At 42.7% G+C, this 24,387-nt stretch carries 20 protein-coding genes and 2 tRNA genes; 6 read left to right on the plus strand and 16 right to left on the minus strand.

The genetic code is table 11. The features are described from left to right. Positions 1 to 7: 7 nt before the first annotated feature. Positions 8 to 763: an endonuclease/exonuclease/phosphatase family protein gene (locus PSBA01_RS05655; protein ID WP_186475306.1), complete on the minus strand. Its 756-nt coding sequence runs from the start codon at positions 761 to 763 to the stop codon at positions 8 to 10. 204 nt (positions 764 to 967) lie between these two features. Further along, the gene (locus PSBA01_RS05660) at positions 968 to 2,080 is read right to left on the minus strand and encodes a hypothetical protein (RefSeq protein WP_058023597.1); all 1,113 of its coding nucleotides are present in this window, start codon (positions 2,078 to 2,080) and stop codon (positions 968 to 970) included. Positions 2,081 to 2,633: 553 nt separating this feature from the next. Here PSBA01_RS05660 and PSBA01_RS05665 point away from each other — a divergent pair. From PSBA01_RS05665 to PSBA01_RS05680, 4 genes are all read left to right on the plus strand, one after another. Further along, positions 2,634 to 4,835 carry a M3 family metallopeptidase gene (locus PSBA01_RS05665; RefSeq protein ID WP_186475307.1) on the plus strand — a complete coding sequence of 734 codons (2,202 nt, stop codon included), beginning with the start codon at positions 2,634 to 2,636 and terminating at the stop codon, positions 4,833 to 4,835. Next, positions 4,836 to 5,093, plus strand: a complete 258-nt coding sequence (locus tag PSBA01_RS05670) for a YheV family putative metal-binding protein (protein WP_058023599.1) — start codon at positions 4,836 to 4,838, stop codon at positions 5,091 to 5,093. Positions 5,094 to 5,235: 142 nt separating this feature from the next. Beyond that, complete coding sequence (locus PSBA01_RS05675) at positions 5,236 to 5,784, plus strand: hypothetical protein (RefSeq protein ID WP_071002597.1); 549 nt, start codon at positions 5,236 to 5,238, stop codon at positions 5,782 to 5,784. A 28-nt stretch (positions 5,785 to 5,812) separates the two neighbouring features. Beyond that, positions 5,813 to 6,376, plus strand: coding sequence for a hypothetical protein (locus PSBA01_RS05680; RefSeq protein WP_071002598.1), 564 nt, complete (start codon positions 5,813 to 5,815; stop codon positions 6,374 to 6,376). 113 nt (positions 6,377 to 6,489) lie between these two features. Here PSBA01_RS05680 and pnp read toward each other — a convergent pair whose 3' ends face one another. From pnp to tpiA, 14 genes are all read right to left on the minus strand, one after another. Beyond that, entirely contained in the window at positions 6,490 to 8,592 is a 2,103-nt protein-coding gene (pnp, locus tag PSBA01_RS05685) for a polyribonucleotide nucleotidyltransferase (RefSeq protein ID WP_186475308.1), read from the minus strand. Between the two features lie 723 nt (positions 8,593 to 9,315). Beyond that, positions 9,316 to 9,582 (minus strand): 30S ribosomal protein S15, encoded by a 267-nt coding sequence (gene rpsO, locus PSBA01_RS05690; protein ID WP_058023603.1) that lies wholly within the window; start codon positions 9,580 to 9,582, stop codon positions 9,316 to 9,318. Positions 9,583 to 9,956: 374 nt separating this feature from the next. Next, positions 9,957 to 10,133, minus strand: a complete 177-nt coding sequence (locus PSBA01_RS05695) for a hypothetical protein (RefSeq protein ID WP_167669387.1) — start codon at positions 10,131 to 10,133, stop codon at positions 9,957 to 9,959. Between the two features lie 126 nt (positions 10,134 to 10,259). Next, positions 10,260 to 10,421 (minus strand): hypothetical protein, encoded by a 162-nt coding sequence (locus PSBA01_RS05700; protein WP_156770984.1) that lies wholly within the window; start codon positions 10,419 to 10,421, stop codon positions 10,260 to 10,262. Between the two features lie 92 nt (positions 10,422 to 10,513). Next, positions 10,514 to 11,038 (minus strand): type 1 glutamine amidotransferase domain-containing protein, encoded by a 525-nt coding sequence (locus PSBA01_RS05705; protein WP_071002600.1) that lies wholly within the window; start codon positions 11,036 to 11,038, stop codon positions 10,514 to 10,516. A 335-nt stretch (positions 11,039 to 11,373) separates the two neighbouring features. After that, a complete protein-coding gene (gene truB, locus PSBA01_RS05710; RefSeq protein WP_071002601.1) occupies positions 11,374 to 12,462 on the minus strand; it encodes a tRNA pseudouridine(55) synthase TruB in 1,089 nt (362 codons plus the stop codon). A 9-nt stretch (positions 12,463 to 12,471) separates the two neighbouring features. Continuing rightward, entirely contained in the window at positions 12,472 to 12,861 is a 390-nt protein-coding gene (locus PSBA01_RS05715; RefSeq protein WP_093069711.1) for a ribosome-binding factor A, read from the minus strand. A gap of 202 nt (positions 12,862 to 13,063) precedes the next feature. Beyond that, entirely contained in the window at positions 13,064 to 15,799 is a 2,736-nt protein-coding gene (gene infB, locus PSBA01_RS05720) for a translation initiation factor IF-2 (protein ID WP_093069708.1), read from the minus strand. A 151-nt stretch (positions 15,800 to 15,950) separates the two neighbouring features. Next, a complete protein-coding gene (gene nusA, locus PSBA01_RS05725; protein ID WP_186475309.1) occupies positions 15,951 to 17,435 on the minus strand; it encodes a transcription termination factor NusA in 1,485 nt (494 codons plus the stop codon). A 137-nt stretch (positions 17,436 to 17,572) separates the two neighbouring features. Next, positions 17,573 to 18,073 carry a ribosome maturation factor RimP gene (gene rimP, locus PSBA01_RS05730; RefSeq protein ID WP_093069703.1) on the minus strand — a complete coding sequence of 167 codons (501 nt, stop codon included), beginning with the start codon at positions 18,071 to 18,073 and terminating at the stop codon, positions 17,573 to 17,575. Between the two features lie 443 nt (positions 18,074 to 18,516). Then, positions 18,517 to 18,593 (minus strand) — tRNA-Met (locus tag PSBA01_RS05735). 123 nt (positions 18,594 to 18,716) lie between these two features. Next, positions 18,717 to 18,801: transfer RNA gene (locus PSBA01_RS05740), tRNA-Leu, on the minus strand. A gap of 142 nt (positions 18,802 to 18,943) precedes the next feature. Continuing rightward, positions 18,944 to 19,252 carry a preprotein translocase subunit SecG gene (gene secG, locus PSBA01_RS05745; protein ID WP_021814138.1) on the minus strand — a complete coding sequence of 103 codons (309 nt, stop codon included), beginning with the start codon at positions 19,250 to 19,252 and terminating at the stop codon, positions 18,944 to 18,946. Between the two features lie 215 nt (positions 19,253 to 19,467). Further along, the gene (gene tpiA / locus PSBA01_RS05750) at positions 19,468 to 20,280 is read right to left on the minus strand and encodes a triose-phosphate isomerase (protein ID WP_093069701.1); all 813 of its coding nucleotides are present in this window, start codon (positions 20,278 to 20,280) and stop codon (positions 19,468 to 19,470) included. 667 nt (positions 20,281 to 20,947) lie between these two features. Here tpiA and pilB point away from each other — a divergent pair. Beyond that, positions 20,948 to 22,663: a type IV-A pilus assembly ATPase PilB gene (gene pilB / locus PSBA01_RS05755; protein ID WP_093069698.1), complete on the plus strand. Its 1,716-nt coding sequence runs from the start codon at positions 20,948 to 20,950 to the stop codon at positions 22,661 to 22,663. A 500-nt stretch (positions 22,664 to 23,163) separates the two neighbouring features. Beyond that, positions 23,164 to 24,387, plus strand: a complete 1,224-nt coding sequence (locus tag PSBA01_RS05760) for a type II secretion system F family protein (protein WP_093069696.1) — start codon at positions 23,164 to 23,166, stop codon at positions 24,385 to 24,387.

Here is a 24,387-nt window from a genome sequence, read left to right on the forward strand (position 1 = left end):
GAAAGTATTAAGGCAGCATCAGTTCTGCACTAATCGGCAAATGATCCGACAATGATGACCACGGCTTCCCACCATGTACCCATGCGTCTTTGACAACCAAATTACGCAGATAGATACGATCTAAACTGAGCACTGGCAGTTTTGCTGGGAATGTCGGTAGCAATTTGCCATGACAATGTCTAAATGCTTCTATCATACCAAGCTCGGTAGCCAGTTTGTCGCAAGACATCTTTTTCCAATCGTTAAAATCGCCTGCCAAGATGAGCGGTTGATCAGGTGCAATCTCATTTCTTACATAATCGCTGATGGCCTGATATTGCTTGATACGGTCACGCTCAAACAGATTTAGATGCGCGCACAGTACAACAACTGGTCTGTCCCAACCGATAGGCTGCACTTCACAATGCAGGACGCCGCGCTGCTCCAGCCTATTGACGGTAATATTGACATTGTGTTTTGGGTCTAATGGGAACCGGCTTAATACGGCATTGCCGTGATGACCATTCTCGTATTCTGAATTTTTGCCATAGCTATTTTCTAGATCTAAAAACTCGCCAAACCATTCATGCTGAGACTGATTGGGATATTCGTTATATTGCATATTGCGTTTAAGGTTTTGCCCTTGCACCTCTTGCAAACATAAGATGTCGGAGCCCACCGCTTCTAACGCTTGAGCAATACCTTGCATTTTCACCTGACGGTTTAGTGGTGACATGCCTTTATGAATGTTGTAGCTAGTTAAAACAAAAGAGGTGGTAGTCATAATTTGGTTAATTGTACGCTCAATATTTATGGAGTAAAAATCAATAGCTCAGCTACGATAACACCCAGAGTGATAGTAATGAAAGAAATAAAAAGAGCACTGGCTCATATCGAACCAATGCTCTCATATTACACCTATGCATTATTGATGGCCAATTCATAAATGAATATCGCACGTAGGTGTTATTGTTAGATCATCGTTAAATTAGTAACGAGTAACCAACGCGATTGGTTGATCTTCACCCATGATATCTTGTGGCATAAATACAGCTTTACCACCATTATGGATGACATGCTCGATGATTTCACCGATCGCATCATCAGTCACGCCTTCTGCGCTAGCGTCGCTTACAAGGCTTAGAGTTTGCGCTTTTTCATCAATTTTGGCAGATTGGATATAGCCACGACGTACATAAAGGGTCTCGCCGGCGCCTTGGAATGCACTACGGTATACTTCCTGCAGATCAGTCTGCAGCATATTCGCACCGCGGGCTTTATCGATTTCGCCCAAAGCAGCATGATGTAATGATGTACGGTATTCTTCTACCGCTTCTTGTACACTATCAACGATATGCTGAGCGCTGCCATCTTCTAAATTAGTAACATTTGACACGGTAGCAATGATGTTGTCTGGACGGTCGCAGACTTCTTTATAGTAACCGATGTTTTTGGCGTCACCAACGATCACGAGTGGCATTTTGTGCTCACCCCATAGCTCTTGTACGCTTTTATCGACTTGATTAAAGTATTCTTTTAAGTGGCTGCTTTCATTATTTGATGAACGATCTGACCCACCGTCACCTGTGGTATACAGCCCGTTATTTTCAACAGGAAACTGGATATTTTCCATGTTGTTTTGTATGTCGTCATCTTTATCAAACTCTCTAATGACGCGATCATTTGATGCTTCAATCAGACGAGAATTATCGCGGGTTAGGACAACCGTGTAGTAATGTACCGCACTGGCCATATCACGCACCAAATCACGAGTGGCAAAGCTGTCTGATATGACAACGCGCTCGGTCGTATCGATTGGCATACGGACGATTTGCACATCATCTGTACTAGCAAATATCGCTAAAGTATCAAGATTATAGTTATGATTTAATTCTTTGGTCTTTGCATGAATATTATCTAAAATAGTCGTCGCTGTGCTCTTATCATATTCTTTATTTAGGCGGTCTTCGACAACTTTCAACTGATTTTTTAGAGCGATAGGATCTTGCTCGTTAGCTGGATGCGCGCGGTGGGTCTTAACAAAGATACTTACCGCTGGATTGGCTTTGGTTTCACGTAAGCTTTTAAGAGTCGCTTTCATATATTGCTCCTTGTTTTATTATCATTTACTGTCGATTTTATACATTCTTTTATGAGTACAATGTCAGGGCATCTTGCCTTATTTATTATTAATAGCAGCTCTAATCATTGTCGGTAAACAACGAATTATTCTGTCAATTCATCAATATTTTTTGTCCATTGTCTATCTGTACGCCTGATCGGCGTACAATTTTTAAATTCCTTTATCTTGATGCTATCAGCTACCCTAAGCTCGCTATAGGGTTAATTTGCAAGCAAATGATAGCACTTTGTAAGTAGAGCACTCTGTATTGTTAAAGATTTCTAACATCTCAACTTACTATATTATTTGTCGTTTCCTTTGAGCATTCACTTTTAGTTTAAGCATTCACTCTTAGTTTATAAGTACTCAGGTTGTATTTTGACTAAATGAACCCATCTTTTATATAACTAAATATAAATTTTAAATGGCGCGAGTCGTAGTACATCGCAAAGTTAGATCGTATCAAGCGCGATTTAAAAGCTACGTTTGCCCAATGTTTCTTTCATAATAATCATTAATATCGGATACCTTTATGTCTCTTCCTTCTTCAGATTTGCGCCTTGTTGATTTTACCAATGCTGCGCCAAGTACATTACAAACCCAAGTCATCAATGCTATCGACGATGCCAATAGTTTCTTAGATAACTTGACGGCGGGGGCTGACAATAGTACTGGCATTGCAAAATTAAGCGCTGAGCAAGCACTGGCAGATGTGATGCAGTTTGATCATATCAATCTAGCGCTGGATCGTAGCTGGGGAATCTTGTCTCATCTCAATGGCGTGATGAGTAACGATGAGATTCGTCATGTCCATCACGAGCTACTGCCCAAGTTATCGGCTTACGGGACGCGGGTTGGTCAACATCAGCCACTTTTTACCCGCTATCAAACGATCGCCGATGATAACGAGTTTTTTGCGGCACTTGAGCCGGCACGTGCGCGGGCGATCGAGCTGGCACTACGTAGCTTTGAGTTATCAGGGGTCGCCTTGCCTCAAGCTGAGCAAGAGCAGTTTGCCGCGATCCAAAGCGAGCTATCAACCTTATCTGCAACATTCTCAGATCATATCTTGGATGCAACCCAAGCCTTTGCATTGCCTTTAGAAGAAAGTCAGCTAAAAGGCTTAACAGAGAGCGGTTTGGCGCTATTGGCAGATGCAGGTGCACAGTACAAAACGCGTGAGCTTGCTAATGGCACCCTGAGTCAAACAGATATAGACGCGCTTCCGACGCCTTATTATGTCGCAAGCTTGAACATTCCTGTATATCTAGCGGTTATGACCCACGCTGATGATCGCAGCTTACGGGAAACGCTGTATCGCGCTTATGTCACGCGCGCCTCTGAATTTGATACGCATACCAATGCTAAAGGTGAGTCATTAAACAATGCTGACATCATGAGCAAAATTCTCACCTTACGTGAACAAAAGGCCAAGTTATTAGGCTTTGATAATTATGCTGAAGTATCCCTATCGACTAAGATGGCAGACAGTGTCTCAGAGGTAGAAACGTTCCTGCGTGACTTGGCCACTCAAGCGACCCCAGCCGCGCAGAAAGATTTAGCACAGTTACAGAGGTATGCGCAGGATTATGGCATTGATAAATTGCAACCTTGGGATAGCGCCTACATCGCTGAGAAAGTAAAACAAAGTGAATTTAGCTTGTCACAAGAAGAGATTCGTCCTTATTTCCCACTGCCAAAAGTGACGAGCGGTTTGTTTGCCATTGTCGAACGTCTATATGGTATTACAGTACAAGAGCAAAGCTATGAGGGTGCAGATGATCATTCTGTATCACGCTGGCACGATGACGTACGTTTTTACCAACTGTTTGATGCTGATGATCAATTGATTGGCGGATTTTATTTTGATTTGTTTGCTCGTAGCGGCAAGCGCGGCGGTGCTTGGATGAGTGGTTTTCAATCTCGTTACAGTTACGAGGAACAAAACCATCAGCAGCTACCTGTTTGCTTCATGGTTGGCAATTTTACGCCCGCACTTGATGGCAAGCCAAGCTTATTGACCCATGAAGAGGTGCTGACCTTATTCCACGAATTTGGTCACGGCTTACATCATTTGTTAACTCAAGTGACGGTCGGTGATGTCGCGGGTGTCAATGGCGTCGAATGGGATGCCGTCGAGCTTCCTAGTCAGTTTATGGAAAACTGGGCTTGGGATGCTGAAGGCATTGCCCTTATTAGCAGTCATGTCGACACTGGCGAGCCATTGCCTAAAGACAAACTTGATGCACTATTGGCTGTCAAAAACTTCCAAAGCGGCCTACAAACGCTGCGCCAGATTGAGTTTGCGCTGTTTGATTTGCTGATTCATGCCCATACACCAGCACTTAATTATGAGGGTATCTTAGCGACTTTAAATGCCGTGCGTAGCGATATCGCTATCATGCAAACACCTGACTATAACCGCTTTGCCAATGGCTTCAGCCATATATTCGCAGGTGGCTATGCTGCAGGTTATTACTCGTATAAATGGGCTGAGCTGCTATCAGCTGACGCGTTTAGTAAGTTTGAAGAAGACGGTATTTTTAACCCAGCAACGGGTAAAGCTTTTCGTGAGTCGATCCTGTCTGTTGGAGGCAGTTTTCCAGCCAAAACCAATTTCGAAAACTTCCGTGGCCGTAGTGCGAACATAGATGCCTTGCTACGCCATAACGGTTTCACTGATGCAAAAAACACTGATGCTGCAAATGCTCAAACAACACGCGAGGCTATCTAAATGCGCTATCAGTCATCAAGCCCTAAACGTCGATTTTTAGCAGGAGTGCGCTGTCCAAAATGCCAGGAGATGGATGCTGTGGTACAGATAAATATTGTTACGCCAGCGCCAGATGAATACATCGAATGCACAAAATGCGGACATTCGGAACATCGCCCTGACCCTGATGCCATCAGCGCCAAAAACCATCTTGAGGATCAGCTTGCTCGCGATGCCATGACAACAGGCACCAGTGGTACAGTCAAGTTCAAACCCTAGTTATCCAGTGTTGTTTCTAGACTACCACCTAAGCAACTCACTATTTCATACTGACTTAAGCCTATCTATCAATAGATAGGCTTTTTATTTTGAGTTTGCTATAGTAGGTCTACTTATATTCTTGACACAAATCGATCATAATATGAACCGTAAAAAAATGCGCCCTTTATCGACCAAGCCTTCTAGGGCAACATCTGCGACAGCTGGCCGACGAGTTTGGATTATCCTTATTTTTGCGGTGATACTCATTGCTGTTGGTTACTTACTTTGGGTAAAACCCGAGCCAGAAGTGGTTTCACCTATCATTCAATCAACTACGATGAATAAGCAAACCGAGGCTGCTCAAGCGGCTTCGACTCCACACATCATAACTGATGAGCCTGACACTGTACTCACTGACAGCAGTTTCACTGATGAAAGCGCCAGTGCAGACGACAATAAGGGTGTTGAAACGCGAAACCCTAAAGCTATCTTAAATGCACCGCTGCCAAAGACGGACAGCTTAGCCAAAGAAGAAATTGATCGTTTAGAAGATGAACGTAAACGCTTAGCTGAACAAGAAAAGTTGGCTGCTGAGCAATTGGCAATGAATAAACAGCTAACCGATATGAAAGCAGAACAAATCGCTCTACTTGAACAGCAAATAGCACAATTAGAAGCGGATAGCTCTACTAGTACAGAGACACAATAAACGTAGGATTTTCACAAAGAGGTCTATAATGGCGATTCTGCAACTTACGCATGCCTCTATTTTAAATAGCAATGCACAGCTGCTTGTTTTACCTGTCAATAACGCTGGTGTCATTCTAGACCCTGTGCTCACGCGAGCCAAAACATTGTTTCCTGATAACTATCATCATTATCATAGCGTGTGCCGTGATGGCAGTCTGAGTGTTGGCAGCTGCTTACTGTATAAGCGCACACGTGAGCAATCTGGTCTTGGCATCAGTAGTAACGGCAATCAACCAAGTTATATCGCCAACCTTGCTGTATCAAACCACCCATACCATCCTGCGCGGTCGCGTTGGCTCATCGCGGCTTTGATCGACCTACAGCAGAAATTAATTCCGCTCATACGCTACCAAGGCATACGCAGAGTTGCGCTACTCGCTCGTCCGCTTATCTCCGATAATCCACGCGATCCTATATCTAATAAAAATGGGAGTATAAATTCGCTGCCTTTAGATTGGCAGACTGATACGTTGCCATTATTGACCACGTATTTACAAGACCTACCAAAACTGCGTATCGATATACATATGCCCAAAAGCATTGATTTATAAATGGCTCTCTAGCCAGTCATCATTTTTTTGCGCCCATAAAAAAACCGCCGTGGGCACTCATAAGAGCATCCCAAAGCGGTTTTTATGAATCAAACTACATCAAATACTGAGCCTTAGTTCTGCTCAACACCTTTCATAGTTAGTTTGATACGGCCGCGGTTATCAACGTCTTGCACAAGCACTTTAACGACCTGACCTTCTTTCAGATAATCAGATACATTTTCTACGCGCTCTTCTGCGATTTGTGAGATGTGCACTAGGCCATCAGTGTTTGGTAATAGGTTAACAAACGCACCAAAGTCGACGATACGAGCAACCGTACCTTCATAAGTTTTGCCAACTTCAACTTCAGCAGTTATTGCTTCGATTTTACCGATAGCGGCTTTAGTCGCTGCTTTGTTTTCACCAAAGATACGAATCGTACCAGCGTCATCGATATCGATAACCGCACCAGTCTCTTCGGTTAGCTGACGGATAGTTGCGCCCCCTTTACCGATAACGTCACGAATTTTGTCTGGGTTGATTTCGATAACGGCATAGTTTGGTGCATGAGCGTTGATTTCAGTACGGCTCTCAGGCAATACTTGGTTCATTGCGTCCAAGATATGGATACGACCAGCATGGGCTTGCTTAAGCGCTTGCTCCATGATGTCAGGGGTAATACCTTCAATCTTGATATCCATCTGTAGTGCAGTGATACCGTTTTTAGAACCAGCTACTTTAAAGTCCATATCACCTAGATGATCTTCGTCACCTAAGATATCTGACAAGACAGCAAAACGCTCGCCTTCTTTAACCAGACCCATCGCGATACCAGCAACTGGTGCTTTTAATGGTACGCCTGCATCCATCAACGCCAAGCTTGCACCGCAAACAGACGCCATAGAAGATGAACCGTTTGATTCAGTGATTTCTGATACCACACGGATGACGTATGGGAAGCGTTCGCTATCTGGCAGCATCGCTTGTACACCGCGGCGTGCAAGGCGACCATGGCCGATTTCACGACGCTTTGGCGCGCCTTCGCGGCCTGTCTCACCCACTGAGAAATGCGGGAAGTTGTAATGCAGCATGAAATGGTCACGAATCGTGCCACCTAGTGAATCAATCATATTGACATCACGGGTGTTACCAAGCGTGGTTGTCACCAATGCTTGCGTCTCACCACGCGTAAATAGCGCAGAACCGTGGGTATAAGGTAATACGCCAACTTGCACGTCTAGCGCACGCACGGTCTCAAGGTCACGGCCATCGATACGCGGCTTACCTGATAAGATATTGTCACGAACGGTGCGGTATTTCAGATCTTCGTAGATGTCTTTTATCTCAGAGACTTTGCTGTCATAGTCTTCTGATTCGCTATCCCCTGCCAGTGCTTCGATGGCAGCATTTTTGATATCATCAAGTTTGCTATAGCGATCTTGTTTGTTGGTGATGGTATAGGCATCAGCCACTTGCTCACCGAACTGCGCTTTTACCGCAGACTCTAGCTCAGCATTGGCAGCAGGCGCGGTGAATTCTTGCTTTTGTGTGCCCACTTCTTCAGCAAGGGCAACGATGTTGTCGATGACAATTTGTTGCTGCTCGTGACCGTACAAGACTGCGCCTAACATTTGGTCTTCTGACAGCTCTGCCGCTTCTGATTCAACCATCAATACTGCTGATTTGGTGCCCGCAACCACAAGGTCAAGGTCACTGGTTTCCAATTGCTCAAGCGTTGGGTTGAGCACATATTCGCCATCGATAAAGCCAACGCGTGCGCCAGCGATAGGACCGTTAAACGGCGCGTCAGAGATTGCCAATGCCGCTGATGCACCGATCATCGCGGCGATGTCTGCGTGCTGCGTCTTGTCTGATGACACGACGGTTGCGGTGATTTGAATCTCGTTTACATAACCTTCAGGAAATAACGGACGAATCGGACGGTCGATTAAGCGAGAGGTCAGCGTTTCAAACTCGCTCGCACGGCCTTCACGTTTGCCGTAAGCACCTGGGATTTTACCCGCAGCGTACATTTTTTCTTGATAGTTTACGGTCAATGGAAAGAAGTTTTGACCTTCTTTGGCTTCTGATTTTACGACTGCTGCGACAAGTACGGTCACGCCACCCATATGTACTAATACAGAGTTTGCTTGACGGGCAATTCGGCCTGTCTCGATAACGACCTGCTGATCGCCGTACTGAAATTCACGCTTAATGGTATTAAACATTGTCATATAATCTTCCTAATGTTGACTGACAAAAGTGATATCAGCTTTGAAAAACCTGATATCTGTCATTAAAATTCTGTGTATATGGTCATTAACTGACAATCTCTCTATTAGAAATCATCTCAATCAATGCCAATAACTTTACCTAATTATTTCATATATCTTTTCGTGCTAGACATCGTACTATTATGTATATTTGGTCGTTCAATTTTGGCTTTACTATAAATACTATCAAACAGACATTAAGTCAAAAGACTTCGGCGCTAAAGACCGTCCAGGCTATGTCTACGCTCTCAAGAATCAGCTATTTACGCAGTAAGCTAAGAGACAAGTACTTTATCAGTAGTCGCTATATATTCAGTAGATATACTATCGAACTCACAAGGCATTATTTTACAGTGATTTATAGCCATTGACCAATTAATTGCAGAACAGAGCCGTTATCGATAGGAAATACTGATTTTAACGCCCAATCAGCATCATTATCATTATTTTTGGTAGCTGATGTTTGTCGACATTGATGTGTTTTAGACAAATGGTGCTATCTAAACATAGCTTTCAAAATGAATAAGCATAAAAAAACGGCGTGAAACTATTCCACACCGTTTTTAGAAAAATCTATTTTATCGATAACAACAAACAAGTTCCAAGCGGTTAGCAAAAATTTTAAGATTCTGCCATATAATGGCGTCCTTTGTTTTACCACCCACTCGTATTATTGTCGTTAGATTAGCGACGTAGACCTAACTGACTGATAAGAGTGGTGTAGCGACCAAGATCTTTACCTTTTAGGTAATCAAGCAATTTGCGACGCGTGTTAACCATACGGATAAGACCGCGACGGCTATGATGGTCAGCTTTATGTTCTTTGAAATGATTCTGCAAATCGTTGATACGAGCGCTCAACAAAGCTACTTGAACTTCTGGGGAGCCAGTGTCGTTTTCGCCACGTTGGTATTGAGCGATGATTTGTTCACGATCGGTATTAGTTAGCATAAATATCTCCGGCAATGCTAAAAACTTTAAAAACGGACTACAATTTGAGTCAGATTAAAAGCAGTAGAATAGTAAATAAAATAACTTGCGCGCCATTCAGGACAACCCTGCATTACTAGAGTTGACCTAGTGTACGACAAATTCAGTTAAAGATAACGACCATTTAACACGTTTGAACGTATGCATTATATTTATCAACGTCAACACCTAGTTAAGGTGTGGATCTAACTAACATACATTATTCAAAACCTGATTTAAATGTGAGGGCAATTATAACAAAAAACTGCTGAACTATCAGCAGTTTTTCATAAAACTTGTAAATTTAGATCTGGCCTTAATGGGAGGACAGTTTATCAACAGATGACAATGTTTGCTTATTTGTTAATATCATCTTGTGTTGCATTGCCACCTAGCTCGTCATCGTCAAGTGGTGACGCTGTGGTGGCTTCTGCCAAACTATCAGGAGTAGCATCCTCACCAGGATCAATGTCTTCTGATAATTGCTGAATTTTTTTTTCTTGCGCATCCATATTATCTGTTGAGTTACTCATGTTAGCTCCTACATTATTATTTTTCAAAATATCTATTTTACAGTTACCAATACTAAAATAATTATTGCTACTAAGCTAAAGCCAAATGCAGCTGTACCATTCTAGGCTGAATGACACACAAAGATACTATTTGTCTTCTTTAGCATCTTTTACATTACTAGCAATGCGGTCTGCTGCTGCTTCGCTGTTTTCAGTATGGTTGTCTTCAGTTTGACTCTTAAGAGCGGCCGTTGCCGATTCAGCACGTTGTTGCTCAAGTTCAGTATCATTTGGGTTAGAGTTAGACATAATATTTTCCTTAATTGTAATTATATCTTTAATTGTAATTATAAATAGTTGAGAATTTTTAATTTTTCATCTTTCAATAAATAAAGCAAAATTTAAGACAATGCTTTGTCGATAGCATCGACAAAATTACTGATATCATCTGGATTACGTGAAGTAATTAAATTGCCATCGACTTGTACAGTCTTATCGACGTACGTCGCACCAGCATTTTCTAGATCGGTTTGCAGCGTATGATAGGCGGTTAGTGTTTTGCCTTTAGCAATGCCCGTGTTGATAAGTGCCCAAGGTGCATGACAAATCACAGCTAATGGTTTACCTGCGTCGTTAATGGCATTGATAACCTTATGAGCGTCTTTGTTACCACGAATAGTATCAGCGTTCACTGTACCACCTGGCAATACCAATGCATCATAATCGGAAACATTTGCATCTTTTACGAAGATATCAGCAGTAAAGGTATCACCTTTATTTACATCCTGCTGCATGGCTTGGACTTCTTTAGCATCGTTCGTAGTGATCAGTAGCGTCTTATAACCTTTGTTTTTTAGCTGGTTATTCACATCTTCATATTCTGCTTGCTCGAAGTTATTGTGTAGTAAAAAAGCGATCGTTTTCATAATATTTCCTTTTGTATTTAGCATTGAGTTTGTATTAATTCATTTGTTTTAATATTTTTATCATTCATTAATGTTATACATCGTTAATAGTCTTCCCTTGACTGGTTTTATACTTATTAGAAAATGTCCTTGGTTATAATTCTATTTTTTGGTTATTATTGTCGTCCATTTTCATTTTATGCAGCTGTCCTTAACTGGTATATACACTGTATAAAAAAAACAGGTTTCACCATAGGCGAAACCTGCAATAAAATGTGACGGTATGTGATTAGTGTAAACCATTAGTAAAGCAGACAAAAACCGTTGCCTACTGATCAGCATTTATTAATACAGCCTCAACGTTGGATAAGCTTTTTGGGCTGTAAGCGTCCATTGAGGCTAATGGCGCCCAATCCAAGAAATGCTCCTTGCTCATTTAGCAAGCGTATATCAACAGCTAACTCGTGCTGTAAAGGCTGCGAGATGTCCATGCTGTCTTCAGTACCGATATCAGAACCAGCAATATTGGTTTCTGCTTCACTGGCATGGGATATTTGATGAGCAGCATTGCTTGCAACATAATCTCTAAGCTTACCTATCAAGCTATCGGATACGTTTAAGCGCTGTCCCATATGTACGCGCGCGCACTGTTCTTCGGTCAGTACCAACTCAGCATCGATATCAATACACGCATCGACAGGCAATAACTGAGAGTGTCGGCTATCTAAGTCTTTGTCTTCTAAAGCCGATAGTGCAATAGAATCATCAATACTAAAATTACCGACTTGCGTGCGACGCAATGCCGTTAAATGTCCAAGCGTTCCTAGCTTTTTTGCAATATCCTCTGCTAATACGCGTACGTAAGTCCCTTTGGTACAAGTGACTGTCAAACAAATCTGTATATCATCAATCGCATGCAGCTCAATCGCCTTAATAATGATATCTCTCGGTGGCCTATCAATTTCAATACCAGCGCGGGCATACTCATACAGTTTTTTGCCATCTTTTTTTAATGCTGAATACATCGGTGGTATCTGCTGCTGAGGGCCCAGAAATTGCTGTGCGATAGTAGCCAATGAAACATCATCAAATGTTGGAATAGATGATTGTGCCACCACTTGACCGTCTGCATCACCCGTATCGGTTTGACTACCAAGCAAAATCGTTGCTTGATAAGACTTGTCAGCATCCAGTTGATAATGACTAAACTTGGTCGCTTCGCCTAGGCAAATCGGCAATAAACCAGTTGCCATCGGATCAAGCGTACCAGTATGACCAGCCTTTTTGCTATCGTGTATCGGTGACTTAAACAAATACTTCACTTTCGACACAACTTGCTGTGAAGTCATACCTTTGGGTTTGTCCACCAAGATAACCCCTGAAACTTTTATTTTTTCAGGTGCTTTGCTGGCTTTTTTATCAGGTTGCTTAGACGTTATAGACATAATAATAACTTACTCGTCATTCTCGTTTTGCTCAGTTTTGTTGACGGCTTTATTAATCAAGTCCATCATGTAGTTACCACGAGCAGTCACTTCATCATAGTGAAAGCGTAGGCGCGGCGTAGTACGTGTTTTTAGGCTATGGCTCAGCTCAGTACGCAAAAACCCTGCTGCTTTATTCAGTACTTTGACGCTTTCTACGTGATTGGTCTTAGTCATGGCATCATTGAGCTCAGGCTCCATGATAGTGACATAGATATCTGCATAGCCTAAATCTGGGCTCACTTTGACACTGGAGATTGTGACAAAACCTGTCAGACGAGGATCATTGACTTCATCACGAATAAGAACAGCAAGCTCACGCTGGATCTGATCGGATAAGCGTTGTAAACGTTGGTTCATGTTGTTACCTTACTTTAATGGGTCTATTGTTATTAATATATAGAACTGTTTGCTAAAAAATGTAGTAATGATATTTGCTAAAAAAGGCCTAGCAGGGTGTACCTGATAGGCCTAAGTACAGCTGAATATCGACAGAGTATCTAGCATGCTCAGCACATTTGGCATATTGCATTGCTACATACTCTGTTATCGAACAGCGGCTTTAGATAGTACGGGCGAACTCTTGAATTTCAAAGACTTCGATCTTATCGCCAGCTTCGACATCATAGCCACGAACGGCCAGACCACATTCCATACCAGTACGTACTTCATTGACGTCTTCTTTATAACGACGTAATGATTGCAATTGACCAGTAAAGATGACTTGGTCATCACGCAATACGCGGATAGGTTTGTTGCGATAGATTGTACCTTCAACCACCATACAACCAGCAGCCGCACCAAACTTACTAGAGCGGAATACTTCACGAACTTCTGCAACACCCAAGATTTTCTCACGATGTTCAGGAGCAAGCATACCACTCATTGCAGATTTCACATCATCAATCAAACCATAGATGACACTATAGTAACGAATATCCATGTTAGCTGTATCTGCTTTACGGCGTGCGGTGGCATCTGCACGGACGTTAAAGCCTAACAATACCGCTTCGCTAGATTCTGCAAGTGTTACGTCAGACTCAGAGATAGGACCAACACCTGAACTGATAACTCTGACTTTTACTTCATCAGTAGACAATTCATTTAGGGCAGCTAGTAGTGCTTCAAGTGAACCACGTACGTCTGTCTTCAATACAATGTTCAAGAATGACACATCGCCTTGACCCATCTGATCGAACATGCTTTCTAAACGCATGGCATTTTGACGCTCAAGTTGGCGCTCACGCTCACGGTTAGTTCTAAAGGCCGCAACTTCGCGCGCTTTTTTCTCGTCCGTTACTACTAAGAATTCACTACCAGCCGCAGGTGTTTCAGGCAGACCTAAAATCTCTACAGGAATAGAAGGGCCAGCTGATTTAACACGTTGACCATTCTCGTCAGTTAGTGCACGTACTTTACCATAGTGCTCACCAGCTAGAACCAAGTCGCCTTGTTTCAACGTGCCTTTCTTAACTAGAACACTAACCACAGGGCCACGACCTTTTTCGAGTCTTGATTCAATAACCACACCTTGTGCAGCACCGTCTAGTGGCGCCTCTAACTCCATTAACTCAGCTTGCAAGCTAATAAACTCTAGTAAGTCGTCGATACCTTCGCCTGTCTTGGCTGAAATACGTGCCATTGGTGTGTCGCCACCCCATTCTTCTGTGACGACTTCTTTGGTAGTCAATTCATTGAGAACACGGTCAGGATCAGCACTTGGCTTATCCATTTTATTAATAGCAACAATGATTGGCGTACCAGCAGCACGTGCATGATCAATCGCTTCTGCCGTTTGTGGCATCATGCCATCATCAGCTGCGACGACAAGTACAACAATATCAGTTGCCTGAGCACCGCGTGAGCGCATTGCGCTAAACGCCGCGTGACCTGGAGTATCAAGGAAAGTGATAACACCACGATCGGTTTCTACGTGATAAGCACCGATATGCTGAGTAATACCACCTGCTTCGCCAGTCGCTACTTTGGTCTCGCGAATCTTATCAAGCAATGAGGTCTTACCATGGTCAACGTGACCCATGATAGTGACGACAGGTGGACGGGTTTGCACGTTACTGCTGCGCTCATCAACGGCATCTTGTAGATCGTCTTCGACCTTGGTATCACTGACAAGGACAGGGTTGTGACCCATCTCTTCAACGATCAGACTTGCTGTCGCTTGATCGATGGTATCTGATTCGCGAGCGATTTCACCCATTTTCATCAATAATTTAATGACTTCACGAGCCTTGACTGCCATACGCTGTGCAAGATCTGCAACAGTGATGTGCTCACTAATCTCAACATCATAGACGATTTTTTCGACAGGTTTTTCAAACTTATGTTGTGATGCTTGTGTTGAACGCAAACCGTTTTTACGGTTTTTGATTTCACGCTCATCTTGATTCTTACGACGACGACCACGAGCACCCGTGCTGTTTGCACCGCGTTTGATTTCGCGACGTTCTTTTTCAAATGACTCTTCTAATGCATCACCGACCAGGCCTTCAGCCAATGGTTCATCTTTACGCACTTCGGCAACAGGCTCACGATCGGTATATTTACCAGCCATTTTACGCATTTGCTCAAGCGTACGCTTTTGCGCTTCTTCTGCTTGAGTACGGCGAGTTTCTAATTCGATTTCACGTAGACGCGCTTCTTCTTTCTCACGAGTTTCGCGAGCTTTACGCTCAGCAGCTGTCTCAACTTTAGGTTTAGTAGCAGTAACCTTTTTCTTCGGCTGCTCTTTAGGCTTGACTTCAACGGTGGCTTTGCTCGCTTTACCGCCTTTTTTAACGACAACTGAGGTGGAAATATCATCGTTTTTGTCGTCTGATTTTTTGCTAGAGCCTAAGCTTGCACGCATTGCAGCTAAAGTTGCTGCTTGGCGCTCTTCTGCTTTTTTCTTGGTCGCAGCACGTTCTTCTGCTTCTTTAGCAGCACGCTCTTGAGATTCAATGAGAGCCTGCTCTCGCGCGGCTAATTCTTCAGCTATTTTCTTTGGATCCGGCTTCTCAAATACTTTCTTTTTGCGTACTTCAACATTAACGCTCTTAGATTTACCCGAAGAGCCAGTCACACGAGCGGTACTCGTTGTCTTAGATTTGAGACTAATACGACGCTTTTCGTTTTGACCATGACTTTGTTTTAAATACGTCACCAACTTCTCTTGCTCAAACTCGGTGACTAGGTCATCCTCTGCGCGAGCAGGCAGGCCAGCATCTACTAATTGCTGCTTTACAGCACTTGTAGTTTTGCCTACCATTTCTGCCAGTTCTTTGACGGTCTTATCTGCCATTTATTATCACCTACTGTCTATTATTTGCTATATGTTCAATTCAGTTGTTGGCTACAAATGATTGGGTTAAGGCCAGTATTTACAGTATGTAGACACCAGCACTTTATTCTCAATAGCATATCACCAAAAGACAGCGATATGCAGTTACCGCTTATTCATCGAACCAAGATTCCCGAGCTTTCATGATGAGTTTTCCTGCAGTTTCGGAGTCTAATCCTTCGATATCTTCTAGATCGAAGACGGCTTGTTCTGCTAAATCATCCACGGTAATAATATCTTTTTGTGCCATTTTATAGGCCCAGCTGACTGTCATACCTTCAAGCTCTTGAAGCTCTTGACTTGGCTCTTTCATGTTCTGTTGTTTGACCAGCTCATCAGCAATGACGACGTCTTTAGCACGTTCTTGAATCATGTCGATTGCTTCATCGTCTAACCCTTCAATGTCATAGAAGGTATCGACTGGCACATAGGCCACTTCTTCGATACTGGTAAAACCAATATCAACCAGCGCCTGCGCTAGATCTTGATCAACTTCTAGGCGATCATAAAATAATTCAATAAATGCTTTTGATTCGTTTTCTTGACGCTGTTTGTACTCTTCTTCGAGCATCATATTCAGCTTATAGCCAGTCAACTCAGAGGCCAAGCGTACGTTTTGGCCTTGTGAGCCAATCGCGCGTGCCAGTTGATCGTTGGTGCTAAAGATAATATCTGCTGTTTGAGTGTCTTCATCTAAGATGATGCTGCTGACATCAGCTGGTTCTAAAGAGCTGATGATGAACTGAGCTGGATCATCTGACCATACTACGACATCGATACGCTCACCATCTAGCTCTTGCTGTACTGCTTGGATACGTGTGCCACGCATACCAATACAAGCCCCAACAGGATCGATACGATGATCGTTGGTCTTCACGGCTATTTTAGCACGAGTACCAGGCAGGCGAGCGACGTTACGGATTTCGATAATTTGTTCTGCAATCTCAGGTACTTCTTTTTGCATCAATGCTGATAGCATTTCAGGATGCGTGCGAGATAACAATAGCTGTGCACCGCGGTTTTCACGGTTTACATGATATAAGATGGCGTTGATACGTGATTTTGGACGTAGCTGCTCACGTGGCAACATTTGATCGCGTGACAAGTAGCCTTCAGCATTGTCGCCTAAGTCGATGATATAGCCATCACGTGTCTGTTTCTTGACTTCGCCATACATCATTTCACCAACACGCGGCTCAAAAGCGTCTGCCACAAGTGCACGCTCAGCTTCACGGATTTTTTGGATGATGACCTGCTTTGCTTGAGTGGCTGCAATACGACCAAATTCAATCGATTCGATTTGCTCTTCTTTGATATCACCAATTGACCATTCTTTTTGATCAAGATCTGTGATAGCAAGCTGACAAGCAGGCATTTCATGGTCTTCATCTGCAACCACGGTCCAATAACGATAAGTGTCATAATCGCCAGTTGCACGGTCAATAGCTACTCGCACAGCCACTTCTGGCTGCTCGGTATATACTTTTTTCTTGGTCGATACCACCAAAGCGTCTTCTATGGCTTCAAAGATGTCTTCAGGATTTAAGCCCTTTTCATTACTGACAGTTTCTACTACCGTTAAGATTTCACGACTCATGCTATACCTGTCCTATCATTTTTTAATTGACTTAAATTTTATAATTTGGGTGTTGCTATTATATAGTTACTATAAGCCACATAAGCTATTTGAAGATGACACTGCTGATCTATGAGCAGCTGCCTAATAATATGTCGTTAGGCATCTTCGTAAACTAAGTTGGCTTTATCAATATTACTTAATGCAATCTCAAACTGCTCACCATCGCTTGACGTCAGTTTTAAAACTTTATCATCGATACTATCTAATGTACCTGTTGCTTTACGACGTTTTTGATCACCTGTGCCGATAGCTTGAATCAAACGTAAGCTTACTGTTTGACCCACATAGGCATGCATTTGCTCATCTGAGAAAAATGCACGGTCAAAACCAGGTGAAGACACTTCTAAAATATATTCACCAGCGATAGGATCATGAACTTCGAGGATACCGCTTACTTGATGGTTCACTGCGGCACAGTCTTCGATAGTAACGTGCTTATCTTGGGCTTGGTCTTCTGGCAATGCCTCAATATAAATACGCAATAAAGAGCGACGGCCTTGTGGCGCAAATTCTATACCCCATAGCGACACATCGCAAGCGGCCACAGCAGGGGCAATAATATTAGTCAGTTCTGCAACTTTAGTCGAAAGCTTCATAATCTCTTTGTATTTTCCTATTCGCTTATCTATCGTACTCAGTAAACCGTATCAAAGCTTTGCTCTTTTCGTACTTATATATAGTAAGAGTTACGGTCATTATATAATGGTAAACCACAAACATATAACAGGTATTGTGCGTTTATATAGGGGCGAGCCTAAAAAACATCAAGCTCAGCCAAACAATGCTTTTATTAGTTATAAAGCACTACTATCGATAAAAGCGTGAGGAATAAAAGATAGTGTTGCTTAAGGAGCATCGTGCCAGTGGCGGCCGATGATGACCAGTGACGAGTAATATCGTACTCTATAGACCTAGAGCTTAACATAAGTAGGATAGATACCGCGATAACACTGACCTTCAGATACAAAAAAACCCACAAACATTATGGTGGGTTAATCGGTACTGACAAATTTAGTGTACAAAACATCAGTATAAAAAGTGGTAGCGGGGGCTGGATTTGAACCAACGACCTTCGGGTTATGAGCCCGACGAGCTACCAGACTGCTCCACCCCGCATCAATCTAGAACGCATATTATAGTGAGATAATGTAGAAGTGTCAACACTTTATTTAAAATAATTATAAATCAAGTGATTACTACTAAAAATCCAACCTGACGCTATGCTACGTCTATAAAACTTGGTGCGATTGGGGGGACTTGAACCCCCACGGCTTGCGCCACCACCCCCTCAAGATGGCGTGTCTACCAATTCCACCACAATCGCATTTTACTACTCTGTTTTCTAACTTCCTATCTACTATATATAATGCGTAAGGTAGGCATTAATAGATAAGGACTTGCGAAAATAGAAAAGCATTGTAAATGTAACCTACCAAAATAGCAAGCACTGACTACTCAAAAGCCACTTATTCAGGATTTTGTGTCAATGGACGCGGCGTTTGCGGTGCTGACACTGGCGCGTCTAGACGAAACTGGTCTTCGGCCTGCTTACGCGCATGCACCGCCAGCGTCATACTGGTAATAAAGAATATGACCGTTAGTACTGCAGTCGCACGCGTCAAAAAGTTGGCAGTTCCCGCTGCACCAAATACAGTACCTGATGAGCCGGCACCAAAAGAAGCCCCAGCATCTGCCCCTTTACCATGCTGTATCAAAATCAAGCCGATCATGGCAATGGCCACGATAATATGCAGGGCTAATATAAACGTAAACATGGTGGCCTCTTTTGCCGCGTAATGACGACTGATAACGGAAAATAAAACGTAAGGTTAATAAAAATAATGACTAGCATCTCATGATACCAAATCGATTATATAAATAAGGCGCATTGTACACGAATGCAAGGGTACTGTTAAACCTACTTTTACCAACTGGTAAAACCATACTGTCTATCAGCTATGATACTGATATCTGAGCGTTATTTATTTGATTAAGCATTCGCTTGACTAAAAGCATCAGCGATCGCTAAGAAGCTATCTGCTTTCAATGAGGCACCGCCAACCAATGCGCCATCAATCATAGAGTTAGAAGCAAAGCTATCAGCATTATCAGCATTAACGCTACCGCCATACAGTACGGTAATCGCACCTGCTATGTCAGCAAAGCCTGCAACGGTTTGCTTGATATGTTGATGAGTCTTACTGACCTCTGTCACAGTCGGTACTTTACCTGTACCAATCGCCCAGACAGGCTCGTACGCAATAATCAATCTCTCGGACAAAGAAGCTGTAATATCTGGCTGCTGCGCCAGTAAATCTTTGATCACTGAGAGTTGTTCATTGATAACGTCAAGTGTTTGACCATTATCATACTGTTCTTGCGTTTCGCCGATACAGAACACCACACCAAGATTTTGAGAAAACGCATGATACATTTTATTTATTAGACAGTCATGAGATTCTTTATGATACTGGCGACGCTCAGAGTGACCAAGTATCGTCCAAGTAGCTCCTGTATCTGCGACTTGCTGTGCTGAGCAGTCTCCGGTGTAAGCGCCTGTGCTTGCACTATGAGCGCTCACGTCTTGAGCGGCGCTGATTATTGGAGTATTTGCTAAGCGTGCACTGACTGCGGCCAAATGAATACTGCTTGGTGCTACCATCAATTTGCATTGACTATTAGAGGTTGGCATTTTAGCTTGATTTTTAGCATCAACCTTAGTCAGCAGGTCACTTAACAGCGCATCAACATCATGGCTAGTTGCCGGATTCTGCTTCCAATTACCGATCACCCAAGCTTGCATACTTATTTACCTTGTCTCATGTATTCGCGCCAATTCGGCTCATATGCGCGCCAGTATAACAAATAATTCGTAAGTGCTATAGTAGTGTGCTGCCAGAAGCAGCGGTGCTTTTCAATACCTATGTTCAAAAATGACAACTAAAAACAGAGATTTTGATGTATTGATTGTTTAATCATTTGTAGAAAGCCTTTAAACTAAAATAAAGTAAAGTCGTATATTGTGTCTAACAGAAATTAAAAATTATTAGGGCGTGTTGAACATTCGCAAATAGGCACTGCTGATCGCTAAAATTGTTCCAGACAAGGCACAAAGCGACGATAATGCAGATGCCTTAGCGAGATTTGTAACGCAGTATGGGGCAATTTTAGCATCAGCCCCAACGATAAAAGCAGGGGACAGGACTCTTTTTTGCCGCTTCATCGTTAAAAATAAGCGCTTAGAATGACTAAACTTATTATTTTTAACATCGAATCGCCTAAAAAATAGTCGCTGTCAGTGCCATGGTCGAATGTTCAACACGCCCTAAATGCTCTCTAAGTTATTACGAAAGAAGTAGAAATAACTTGCTGAATCAAAATACGCATCCATTACCGCAAATATATTAAAGCATATATAGTAGTCTGTATTCTAAAGCGGTGTGCAAACCCTTTATCAAGGAGAGGTCATAATGTCTATTACAACCAGTAAATATGGTGGTCTAGCGCAGCAGCTCATCAGTGATGGTGTCGTTAGCGAAGCAAATATGAAAACGGCACAGATTGAGTCGCAGGAGCAGAAAATCGGATTGGTGCCGTACCTTGTAGACAATAAACTGGCTGATTCTTATCACCTTGCTCAAATGTTATCACAAGCCTTTGGCGATCCCTTGTTCGATCTCGATGCGCTCAGCACTGATGTCATTCCAAAGGACTTAGTCGATGAAAAAATCGTCCGTAAGTTTAATGCATTGCCATTATTCAAGCGCGGCCAACGCTTATTTGTAGCGCTTAGTGATCCAACTCGTGTTGATGCTATTGATGCTATTGCCTTTAATTCTCGCTTGTCTATCGAAACGATTGTTGTTGAAGAAAACAAGCTAAAAAAGCGTATCGAAAGCGTTTACGCTGATACGATGCAGAGCTTTGACAGCTTCTCTGACAGTGACTTAAATGTTGGTTTTGAAGATGGTGATGACGATCAGGACGAAGGGACAACCAAACTTAATGATGGGGTCGATGAAGCACCTGTTGTAAAATTCGTCAATAAAATGTTGGTCGATGCTATTCGCATGGGTGCCTCTGATTTGCACTTTGAGCCTTACGAAAAATCTTTCCGAGTACGTTTTCGTGTTGATGGCGTGATGCAAAAAATAGCCAGTCCGCCAGTCCAGCTCGCTGGTAAAATTGCGGCTCGTCTAAAAGTCATGTCACAGATGGATATCTCAGAGCGCAGAATACCACAAGATGGTCGTATCAAGCTCAAAATCTCTAAGACCAAAGCCATCGATTTCCGGGTAAACTCATTACCAACCTTATTCGGTGAAAAAATCGTTTTGCGTATCCTAGATCCTTCATCAGCCATGCTTGGTATTGATGCGCTAGGGTATGAACCTGATCAGCAGGAGATGTTTTTAGAAGCGCTGCACAAACCACAAGGTATGCTACTGATTACTGGCCCTACTGGTTCTGGTAAGACAGTCTCTCTTTACACAGGTATCAATATCTTAAACACTGGTGCCACCAATATTTCAACCGCCGAAGACCCTGTGGAGATTAACCTTGAAGGTATCAATCAGGTCAATGTCAACGCTAAGGTCGGCCTAACCTTTGCTAATGCGCTCAAGTCTTTTTTGCGTCAAGATCCTGATATTGTCATGGTTGGTGAGATTCGTGACTTGGAAACTGCCGAGATCGCTATTAAAGCGGCACAAACAGGGCATATGGTACTCTCCACCCTACATACCAATTCAGCACCTGAGACATTAACGCGTTTGCGTAATATGGGAGTGGCGTCTTTTAACATTGCAACGTCAGTCAACTTAGTCATTGCGCAACGTTTGGCGCGGCGACTGTGTAAGAACTGTAAAAAACCGATCAATATCCCTCGTCAAAGTTTGCTAGAGATTGGTTTTACTGATGCAGATTTGGATAATCCAGACAACGTGATTTATGAGCCAGTGGGCTGCAATGAGTGCCGTGAAGGTTATAAAGGCCGTGTAGGTATTTATGAGGTGATGAAGGTCAGCCCCGACATCTCACGTATCATTATGGAAGACGGCAATGCCATAGATATCAAAGATGCGGCGCTCAAAAATGGTTTTCGAGATCTACGCCGTTCTGGGGTTTTAAAAGTTCTGCAAGGTGTCACTAGTATTCAAGAAATGATGCGCGTTACTTCTGAATAAGTAGCATAAGCATTAAGTCGTATATGCAACTATTAGGGCGTGTTGAACATTCGCAAATAGGCACTGCTGATCGCTAAAATTGTTCCAGAGAAGGCACAAAGCGACGATAATGCAGATGCCTTAGCGAGATTTGTAACGCAGTATGGGGCAATTTTAGCATCAGCCCCAACGATAAAAAGCAGGGGACAGGACTCTTTTTTGCCGCTTCATCGTTAAAAATAAGCGCTTAGAATGACTAAACTTATTATTTTTAACATCGAATCGCCTAAAAAATTGTCGCTGTCAGTGCCATGGTCGAATGTTCAAAACGCCCTAATCTTCTAGTATTTTTCTTTCTAAAGGCTCCTAACGTAGAAATACTATCTAATAGATATACTTAAAAATAAAACAGATAGGCACTGGTTTTTTGCGCTAAAATAAAGTATACCAGCCAACAATTTTGTCTGGTATTCTGCTTTATGTTTGCAATATCTATATTAGACAATCTCGAGGGTAGTAATATGGCAAAAGCTAAGACTGACATGCTGTTGGACTTTGTCTATGATGGCGTAAACCGGCGCGGGCAAAAGGTGAAAGGCGAAACCACTAGTCGTAGCTTAGAGTTAGCCAAAGCTACTTTACGCAAGCAAGGGATCACGGTTAAAGGTATCAAGAAGAAACCAAAACCGCTCTACACCTTCAAAAAACCAATTAAAGCCATTGATATTGCGATTTTTGCGCGACAATTGGCAACGATGATGAAAGCAGGTGTCCCGCTGACTCAATCTTTTGAAATTGTAGCAGATTCGCTTGATAATCCGAGTATGAAAGACTTGGTGCTACAAATCAAAGCTGATATCGAAGCAGGTGGCACCTTTGCTTCCGCCCTACGTAAACACCCTCGTTACTTTGATGATCTATTCTGCTCACTCGTCGAATCTGGTGAACAATCGGGTGCGCTAGAGACCATGCTTGAGCGTGTAGCGACTTACAAAGAAAAAAGCGAATTACTAAAAGCAAAGATTAAGAAAGCAATAAAATATCCGATTGCTGTCATCGTAGTTGCCATTATCGTTACTATGATTCTATTAATAAAAGTCGTGCCTGTATTTTCAGACCTATTTGAGTCATTTGGCGCAGAGCTACCTGCTTTTACTCAAATGGTAGTGGGTATGTCTGAGTGGATGAAAGCATGGTGGTTTATTTTAATTATTTTTATCGGTGGGGCTATTATCGGATTTTCAGAAGCAAAAAAACGCTCTAAAAAATTCCGTGACTTTTTAGACCGTGCGGTATTAAAAGCACCAATTTTTGGCAATATTGCTTATCAAGCAATTATTGCGCGCTTTGCTCGTACCCTATCTACCACTTTTGCCGCTGGTGTACCTCTCATTGATGCGCTAGATTCTACTGCTGGTGCGACCAACAATGTCGTGTTTTATAATGCCACTCAACAGGTCAAAAATGACGTTTCTACTGGTCAGCAACTACAGTTCTCCATACGTTCAACCAATTTATTCCCAAGTCTCGTTATTCAAATGGTGGGTATCGGCGAAGAGTCTGGTAGCTTGGAAGAAATGCTCGATAAAGTCGCTGTCTACTACGAAAACGAAGTCGACAATGCCGTTGATGGTTTGACCAGCTTAATGGAACCTATGATCATGGCTGTACTGGGTGTATTAGTTGGTGGTCTGGTCATTGCGATGTACTTACCAATCTTCCAAATGGGCTCAGTCGTAGGATAA

This window comes from Psychrobacter sp. KCTC 72983 (assembly GCF_014280455.1).
Classification (GTDB): Bacteria; Pseudomonadota; Gammaproteobacteria; order Pseudomonadales; family Moraxellaceae; genus Psychrobacter; species Psychrobacter pacificensis.

Bases quoted from the DNA above. Each gene is read 5' to 3' on its own strand.
- PSBA01_RS05695 (WP_167669387.1), bottom strand. From the start codon at position 10,133: ATGAGTAACTCAACAGATAATATGGATGCGCAAGAAAAAAAAATTCAG.
- pnp (WP_186475308.1), bottom strand. From the start codon at position 8,592: ATGACAATGTTTAATACCATTAAGCGTGAATTTCAGTACGGCGATCAG.
- PSBA01_RS05670 (WP_058023599.1), top strand. From the start codon at position 4,836: ATGCGCTATCAGTCATCAAGCCCTAAACGTCGATTTTTAGCAGGAGTG.
- PSBA01_RS05665 (WP_186475307.1), top strand. From the start codon at position 2,634: ATGTCTCTTCCTTCTTCAGATTTGCGCCTTGTTGATTTTACCAATGCT.
- pilB (WP_093069698.1), top strand. From the start codon at position 20,948: ATGTCTATTACAACCAGTAAATATGGTGGTCTAGCGCAGCAGCTCATC.
- PSBA01_RS05760 (WP_093069696.1), top strand. From the start codon at position 23,164: ATGGCAAAAGCTAAGACTGACATGCTGTTGGACTTTGTCTATGATGGC.
- PSBA01_RS05715 (WP_093069711.1), bottom strand. From the start codon at position 12,861: ATGAACCAACGTTTACAACGCTTATCCGATCAGATCCAGCGTGAGCTT.
- rpsO (WP_058023603.1), bottom strand. From the start codon at position 9,582: ATGCTAACTAATACCGATCGTGAACAAATCATCGCTCAATACCAACGT.
- PSBA01_RS05705 (WP_071002600.1), bottom strand. From the start codon at position 11,038: ATGAAAACGATCGCTTTTTTACTACACAATAACTTCGAGCAAGCAGAA.
- PSBA01_RS05680 (WP_071002598.1), top strand. From the start codon at position 5,813: ATGGCGATTCTGCAACTTACGCATGCCTCTATTTTAAATAGCAATGCA.
- PSBA01_RS05675 (WP_071002597.1), top strand. From the start codon at position 5,236: ATGAACCGTAAAAAAATGCGCCCTTTATCGACCAAGCCTTCTAGGGCA.
- secG (WP_021814138.1), bottom strand. From the start codon at position 19,252: ATGTTTACGTTTATATTAGCCCTGCATATTATCGTGGCCATTGCCATG.
- PSBA01_RS05655 (WP_186475306.1), bottom strand. From the start codon at position 763: ATGACTACCACCTCTTTTGTTTTAACTAGCTACAACATTCATAAAGGC.
- truB (WP_071002601.1), bottom strand. From the start codon at position 12,462: ATGTCTATAACGTCTAAGCAACCTGATAAAAAAGCCAGCAAAGCACCT.
- tpiA (WP_093069701.1), bottom strand. From the start codon at position 20,280: ATGCAAGCTTGGGTGATCGGTAATTGGAAGCAGAATCCGGCAACTAGC.
- PSBA01_RS05700 (WP_156770984.1), bottom strand. From the start codon at position 10,421: ATGTCTAACTCTAACCCAAATGATACTGAACTTGAGCAACAACGTGCT.
- infB (WP_093069708.1), bottom strand. From the start codon at position 15,799: ATGGCAGATAAGACCGTCAAAGAACTGGCAGAAATGGTAGGCAAAACT.
- PSBA01_RS05660 (WP_058023597.1), bottom strand. From the start codon at position 2,080: ATGAAAGCGACTCTTAAAAGCTTACGTGAAACCAAAGCCAATCCAGCG.
- nusA (WP_186475309.1), bottom strand. From the start codon at position 17,435: ATGAGTCGTGAAATCTTAACGGTAGTAGAAACTGTCAGTAATGAAAAG.
- rimP (WP_093069703.1), bottom strand. From the start codon at position 18,073: ATGAAGCTTTCGACTAAAGTTGCAGAACTGACTAATATTATTGCCCCT.